Source organism: Prevotella sp. ICM33, from assembly GCF_000517825.1.
Classification (GTDB): Bacteria; Bacteroidota; Bacteroidia; order Bacteroidales; family Bacteroidaceae; genus Prevotella; species Prevotella melaninogenica.
Genome location: NZ_JACD01000104.1, coordinates 1 through 6,283 on the forward strand (window position 1 = coordinate 1; position 6,283 = coordinate 6,283).

Annotated in this window: 5 protein-coding genes; all 5 read left to right on the forward strand. The window is 40.8% G+C overall.

The window, feature by feature from the left end:
- Window positions 1–403 precede the first annotated feature (403 nt).
- The 5 genes from HMPREF1505_RS11985 to HMPREF1505_RS12005 all read left to right on the forward strand — a co-directional run bounded on the left by HMPREF1505_RS11985 (window position 404) and on the right by HMPREF1505_RS12005 (window position 5,864).
- Window positions 404–2,521, forward strand: coding sequence for a cation:proton antiporter (locus HMPREF1505_RS11985; protein WP_036925734.1), 2,118 nt, complete (start codon window positions 404–406; stop codon window positions 2,519–2,521).
- Between the two features lie 75 nt (window positions 2,522–2,596).
- A complete protein-coding gene (locus HMPREF1505_RS11990) occupies window positions 2,597–3,271 on the forward strand; it encodes an ABC transporter ATP-binding protein (protein WP_036925737.1) in 675 nt (224 codons plus the stop codon).
- A gap of 102 nt (window positions 3,272–3,373) precedes the next feature.
- Entirely contained in the window at window positions 3,374–3,757 is a 384-nt protein-coding gene (locus HMPREF1505_RS11995; protein WP_036925740.1) for a GxxExxY protein, read from the forward strand.
- Window positions 3,758–3,851: 94 nt separating this feature from the next.
- Window positions 3,852–4,712, forward strand: coding sequence for a S1 RNA-binding domain-containing protein (locus HMPREF1505_RS12000; protein ID WP_036925743.1), 861 nt, complete (start codon window positions 3,852–3,854; stop codon window positions 4,710–4,712).
- A gap of 267 nt (window positions 4,713–4,979) precedes the next feature.
- Window positions 4,980–5,864: a ThiF family adenylyltransferase gene (locus tag HMPREF1505_RS12005; protein ID WP_036925746.1), complete on the forward strand. Its 885-nt coding sequence runs from the start codon at window positions 4,980–4,982 to the stop codon at window positions 5,862–5,864.
- The last annotated feature ends 419 nt before the right edge of the window (window positions 5,865–6,283 follow it).

Below are 6,283 nucleotides of genomic sequence, written 5' to 3' on the forward strand. Positions count from 1 at the left end.
CCTTTAAGACCCTTACTAACGCCCTTTTGAAGTCCAATTAAGCACCTTTTACTTTGCTGCTTTATAACTATTTGATTCTCTGTTGGTTGTAAAGTCGCTTTCTATGTGGCTTTTTACTTGATTTTGAAGGAAGTTTAATCGAATTAATGTAATGATTTTTCAGAGTCTTTTCTGTGTTTTTGATGGATTTAGATGAAAAGGTTTTCTGTGTCGGAGGACGATAATATAGAAGGAAGTTGAGAGTCTTAGCTATGTTCTTGTTAAATGAGTAACTTCGGTTCTTTCGCTAAATGAGTGGATGCTTTTCCTATAGTTTCAACGAAAGAACCCTTATTAGAGACGTATTATTAGGTGGTTGCCAAAGTTTTTTCGTAACTTTGCAGACAGTAATTTATAGATACGCATGCTGAATTTATCTCAATATTTCCCGATAACCGACCCGACATTGATTTTCTTTGTTGTTTTGCTGATGATATTGCTTTCGCCTATCATCATGGGACGACTGCGCATTCCACATATCATCGGTATGGTGTTGGCAGGTGTCCTTGTTGGAAAATATGGACTGAATATTCTTGGTCGTGATGCCTCGTTTGAACTTTTTGGACGTGTAGGACTGTACTATATCATGTTCCTTGCAGGTCTGGAAATGGATATGGAGGGACTGAAGAAAAACCGTAATAGGGTGATGATTTTCGGTATGTTGACCTTCCTTGTCCCCTTTGCAATGACCTATTTTATGGGTGTCAGCCTTTTGGGCTATATCCCTTTGGCATCGCTTCTGCTTGCGGCAATCATGGCTTCTAATACGTTGATAGCCTATCCGATAGTGGGACGATACGGATTAACACGACATACGAGTACGATGCTGAGTGTGGGTTCGTCTATGATGGCGCTCTTTATGGCTTTGATAGTCATGGCTTCCATCGTCAATTCGTTTCATGGCAATGGCGGCATACTCTTTTGGCTACTATTCATTTTGAAGTTTGTGGCTTATTGTGTGGGCTTGATTATGGTGATACCACGTGTGACACGTTGGTTCCTTCGTCGATATTCAGACGCTGTGATGCAGTTTATCTTTATCCTTGCAGTGGTGTTTCTCTCGGCAGCATTGTCGGATGCAGTGGGTTTAGAAGGAATCTTTGGAGCGTTCATGTCAGGTTTGATATTGAATAGATTTGTGCCAAAGGTATCTCCATTGATGAACCGTATAGAGTTTACTGGTAATGCACTCTTCATTCCTTACTTCCTTATCGGAGTTGGTATGCTGATTAATGTACGCTTGCTTTTTGCAGGAAGTAAGATACTTTGGGTTGTATTCTGTATTGTCTTCTTCGGTACTTTGGGTAAGGCTGTAGCAGCTTATTTGGCAGCTCGTATCTTCCGTATGTCTTGGTTGGCTGGTCATATGATGTTTGGTTTGACCAGTGCCCATGCTGCTGGAGCTATTGCGATGGTGATGGTAGGGCGTAGATTAGAAGTGGCACCAGGTCAATATCTCTTTGGTGACGAGGTTTTGAATGGAATAGTAATTATGATACTCTTTACCTGTGTCATCTCAACCGTCATTACAGAACGTGCTGCACAACGTCTCCGTTTGCAGGAAAAGGAAGATCAGAATATGATGAAGAACCTCGATGATGAGAAGATTCTTATTCCAGTGAAGTATCCAGAGTATTCTGATAACCTCATAACCATGGCTACATTGATGCGTAATCCACGCTTGAAACGAGAGTTAGTGGCATTGAATGTGGTATATGATGATGTGAATATGCGCCATAATCAGGCAGAGGGACAGCGTTTGTTGGACCATCTTTGCCATTTGGCGAGTGCATCTGATGTACCGATGGTGACGCAGGTACGTGTTGCAGCAAATATTGCCAATGGTATTAAACATGCTTTTAAAGAGTTTCAAGCGTCAGAGATTCTGATGGGATTACACTTCCATAAGGAGATTAATCGTAGCTTTTGGGGAGAATTTACGCGAAGTCTATACAATGGTTTGAGCCGTCAGATTATCGTGACACGTATCTTACAACCACTGAATACAATTCGCAGAATACAGGTGGCAATCCCTTCTCGTGCTGAGTTTGAACCCGGTTTTTATCGTTGGTTGGAACGATTGGCACGTATGGCAGGCAACTTGGAGTGTCGTATAGCATTCCATGGACGTAACGAAACGTTGCAACTTGTCAATGAGTTTATTCGCAATCGCTTCCCAAGTGTTAGGGCTGAATATGAAGAGATGGTGCATTGGAAGGAATTGCCAACGCTTGGTTCGCAGGTTCGAGAGGACCACCTCTTTGTCATAGTAACAGCACGTAAGGGTACGATATCTTATAAGACGGCAATGGAAAGACTTCCTGAAGAACTGAATAAGTTTATTAAAGGTAAGACAATCATGATTATCTTCCCAGATCAGTATGGTAGTGAGATGGATGATATGACCTTCGCTCAGCCACAGCATACGGAGGAACGCAGTGCTTATGAGGCTGTAAGAGAGTGGATTCATAATAAGGTGTAAGAGGATATTAGGCTAATTAGGCCAATTAGGCTAATATGGCCAATAAGCTTAATAGCCCCAATAAAAGAATAGAATATGATAGATATTAAGAACATAACTAAAAGCTTTGGCTCGCTTCAAGTGTTGAAGGGTATTGACCTTCGTATTGAAAAGGGAGAGGTTGTCAGTATTGTTGGTCCTTCTGGAGCTGGTAAAACCACCTTGTTACAGATACTTGGAACGCTGGACAAGCCAGATAGTGGCTCTGTTGTTGTGGATGGTATTGACGTGGGCAGCCTGTCAGCTGGTAAGTTGAGTGATTTCCGCAACCAGCACTTAGGCTTTGTCTTCCAGTTTCATCAGCTTCTTCCTGAGTTTACAGCTCTTGAGAATATTATGATTCCTGCTTATATTGCTGGCAAGAAGAATAAGGATGCACGTCAGCGTGCCGAAGAATTATTGGAATTTATGGGCTTGAGCGATCGTGCTAATCATAAGCCTAACGAACTTTCAGGTGGTGAGAAGCAGCGTGTGGCAGTAGCTCGTGCGTTGGTAAACAACCCTGCTGTTATCCTTGCCGATGAGCCTTCGGGTAGTTTGGATTCGAAAAACAAGCAGGAGTTACATCAGCTCTTCTTCGATCTCCGTGATAAGTTCGGTCAGACGTTTGTAATCGTTACACACGATGAGGGGCTTGCACAGATAACAGATAGAACGATACATCTTAAAGATGGCTTGATACAGAATGACGTTTGTCAAGAGACAAAATGATGTTTGTTGAAAGCCAGAATGACATAAAGACATATTTTTTAATGACATATTCTTTATAGAGTATGTTTGTAGACGATTAACTTAATAATTATTAATAGCCTGATGAATACTGAAGAAGTTATAAAGCTGATAATCAATAAAGCCTATGAGGTGCGGAGCCATTTTGTTGCTGGGTATTTAGAGAGTGTTTATAAAAAAGCACTGCTGATAGAACTCAGAGAAGCTGGACTTAAAGTGGAGGATGAAGTAGAAATGCCTGTTCGATATAAAGGACATATTATAGGTGATTTCAGAGCAGATATTGTTGTAGAAGGATGTGTTATCATAGAACTAAAAGCTGTTGCTCAGTTATTACCAGCACACGCAATTCAGCTTGTAAACTATCTCTCTGTGTCTGGAATAGATAATGGGCTGCTTATAAATTTTGGCTCGACTGAACGGCTGGAGATTAAACGTAAGTATAGGGTTTATAACCCTCATAACTAAAAGGTAAATCGAGCGAAAGCTCGATAAGAAAATATGTCATTGAAAGAATATTTCTTTATGTCATTCTGGCTTCAGACAACTTAAAAATAGGAATATGTCTAAAATAAAACTTGGAGCATACAATACGCTCACAGTACAGAAGATTGCCTTACGTGAAGGCAATGGTGATCCATTCGGAATCTACCTTGATGGTGGACCGGCTGGTGAGATACTCATGCCTCAGAAATATGTGCCAGAGGGAACAGAGATTGGGGATGAACTGGAAGTATTCGTTTATCTTGATCAGGATGAACGCCCGATTGCTACTACTGAGGAACCTTTGGCGCAGGTAGGCGACTTCGCTTACTTGGAGTGTTCATGGGTAAATGAGTATGGTGCATTCCTCTCTTGGGGTGTGATGAAAGACCTCTTCTGTCCTTTCCGTGAACAAAAGAAGCGTATGACTATCGGCAATAGCTATATCGTTTATATTCATCTTGATGAAGAGAGCTATCGCCTTGTTGCCTCTGCAAAGGTAGAGCATTATCTTGACGAACAGCCACGAGGTTATAAGCATGGACAGGAAGTTGACTTGTTGATATGGCAGAAGACTGACCTTGGCTTCAAAGTTATTGTTGATAATAAGTATCCAGGCCTTATCTATGAGGATCAGGTGTTCCAATATGTTCATACTGGTGATCGCTTAAAGGGTTATATCTCAACGGTTCGTCGTGATGGTAAGATTGATTGTACACTTCAACCAACAGGTCAACAGCATGCGGAAGGCTTTGCAGAGGTCCTGCTTCAATATCTGAAAGATAATGGTGGGGTATGTGATCTTGGCGATAAGAGTGAAGCAGAGGATATTAAACGCCGTTTTCAGGTATCAAAGAAGGTGTATAAAAGAGCTGTTGGCGACCTCTATAAACGTCATTTGATTACGGTTGAACCCCTGTCAATACGCTTAGTAAAATAGAATTGACCCTTTTTCTCAATTTTTTTTCGTACTTTTGTAGAAGATAGGCTGCACTCGACAAAATGAGAACAAGCTCTCTTTTGTTTTCGTTTGCACTATCTTTGCATAAGATAGGCTGCACTCGACAAAATGAAAGCAAGCTTTCTTTTGTTCTCATTTGCACTATCTTTGCATAAGATAGGCTGCGCTCGACAAAGTGAAAGCAAGCTTTCTTTTGTTCTCATTTGCACTATCTTTGCACTCTAAATAAAGGATAATAATAAAACAATGCAGAATCAATTTTCAAGAACCCAACTTCTTCTTGGTAAGCCCGCTATCGACACGCTTAATGGTAGTCGTGTCGCTGTCTTCGGTGTTGGAGGTGTTGGTGGATATGCTGTAGAAGTATTGGCACGTAGTGGCGTGGGAGCTATTGATGTTATTGATGACGACCGTGTTTGTCTAACAAATGTCAACCGACAACTCCTTGCTACCACTCGAACAGTGGGAAAGCATAAAGTAGATGTCGCTGAAGAGCGCATTCACTCAATCAATCCACGATGTATCGTGCGGAAATATCAGACATTCTATTTGCCTGATAACGCCGATCAGTTCGATTTCTCTCATTATGATTATGTCATTGATTGTATTGATACTGTAACAGCTAAGCTTGATCTTATCTATCGTTGTCATGAAATGAATATCCCATTGCTTTCTTGTATGGGTGCTGCTTATAAACTTGATGCCACACAGTTCCGTGTGACTGACATCTTCAAGACTATCAACGATCCATTGGCAAAGGTGATTCGTAAGAAACTCCGTAAGACGAAGATAAAGCGTCTTAAGGTAGTATACAGTCCTGAAGAACCGCTTGAGAGTATCGAACAACCAGAAATATCTTGTCGTTTCCACTGCATCTGTCCCGATAAGGATATGCGTAAGTGTACTGACCGCCATACTATTCCAAGTTCTAATGCGTGGGTACCAGCTGCGGCTGGACTTATTGCAGGTGGAGAAGCTGTGAAAGATCTTGTTAATCTTGCCAACACTATGCGTATCCGTCCTGAAGATGAGGCTACAAGCGAACCTGCTCGTATCGCCCATGAGCGTGCTGCAAAGATGCTGGAGGAGCATAAACGCCTTAAGGCTGAGAAGGCTGCAGCAGTCAAATAAAGAGCTTAAATTCAATATAAAAGGGATATAAGTCCTTCTCTTTTCATGGAAAGCGTATAGTTCTAAAACAACTATATAGAATATTAAAAGGATATCTGGTGACGTTCTGTCTCCAGATGTCCTTTATTTTATTGTCGTTTTTCAGTTATACGATGATGTCACATTTAAATAAATGAGGAATCTTTCTCTGTGATTATTTTGAAAATAGTTTGCTGTCATTTTTAACATTTTGCGTATTGTCTTTATATCCAACATGTTATATCTTGCGTTGGAGTGATAGCAGTGACAGCAAATTTGAATGTGCTGTATGTGAAGATATTTTGAGGAATAATATTATTATAAAGTGTTTTGTATCTTTATCTGAAATTTTGGTATAAGTGACAAAAAGAGACCTAAAATCTCTTGTAATCCCTTTATTT

What these genes read in the sequence shown, in the direction of transcription:
- HMPREF1505_RS11985 (WP_036925734.1), top strand. Translation starts at nt 404, where the DNA reads ATGCTGAATTTATCTCAATATTTCCCGATAACCGACCCGACATTGATT.
- HMPREF1505_RS11990 (WP_036925737.1), top strand. Translation starts at nt 2,597, where the DNA reads ATGATAGATATTAAGAACATAACTAAAAGCTTTGGCTCGCTTCAAGTG.
- HMPREF1505_RS11995 (WP_036925740.1), top strand. Translation starts at nt 3,374, where the DNA reads ATGAATACTGAAGAAGTTATAAAGCTGATAATCAATAAAGCCTATGAG.
- HMPREF1505_RS12000 (WP_036925743.1), top strand. Translation starts at nt 3,852, where the DNA reads ATGTCTAAAATAAAACTTGGAGCATACAATACGCTCACAGTACAGAAG.
- HMPREF1505_RS12005 (WP_036925746.1), top strand. Translation starts at nt 4,980, where the DNA reads ATGCAGAATCAATTTTCAAGAACCCAACTTCTTCTTGGTAAGCCCGCT.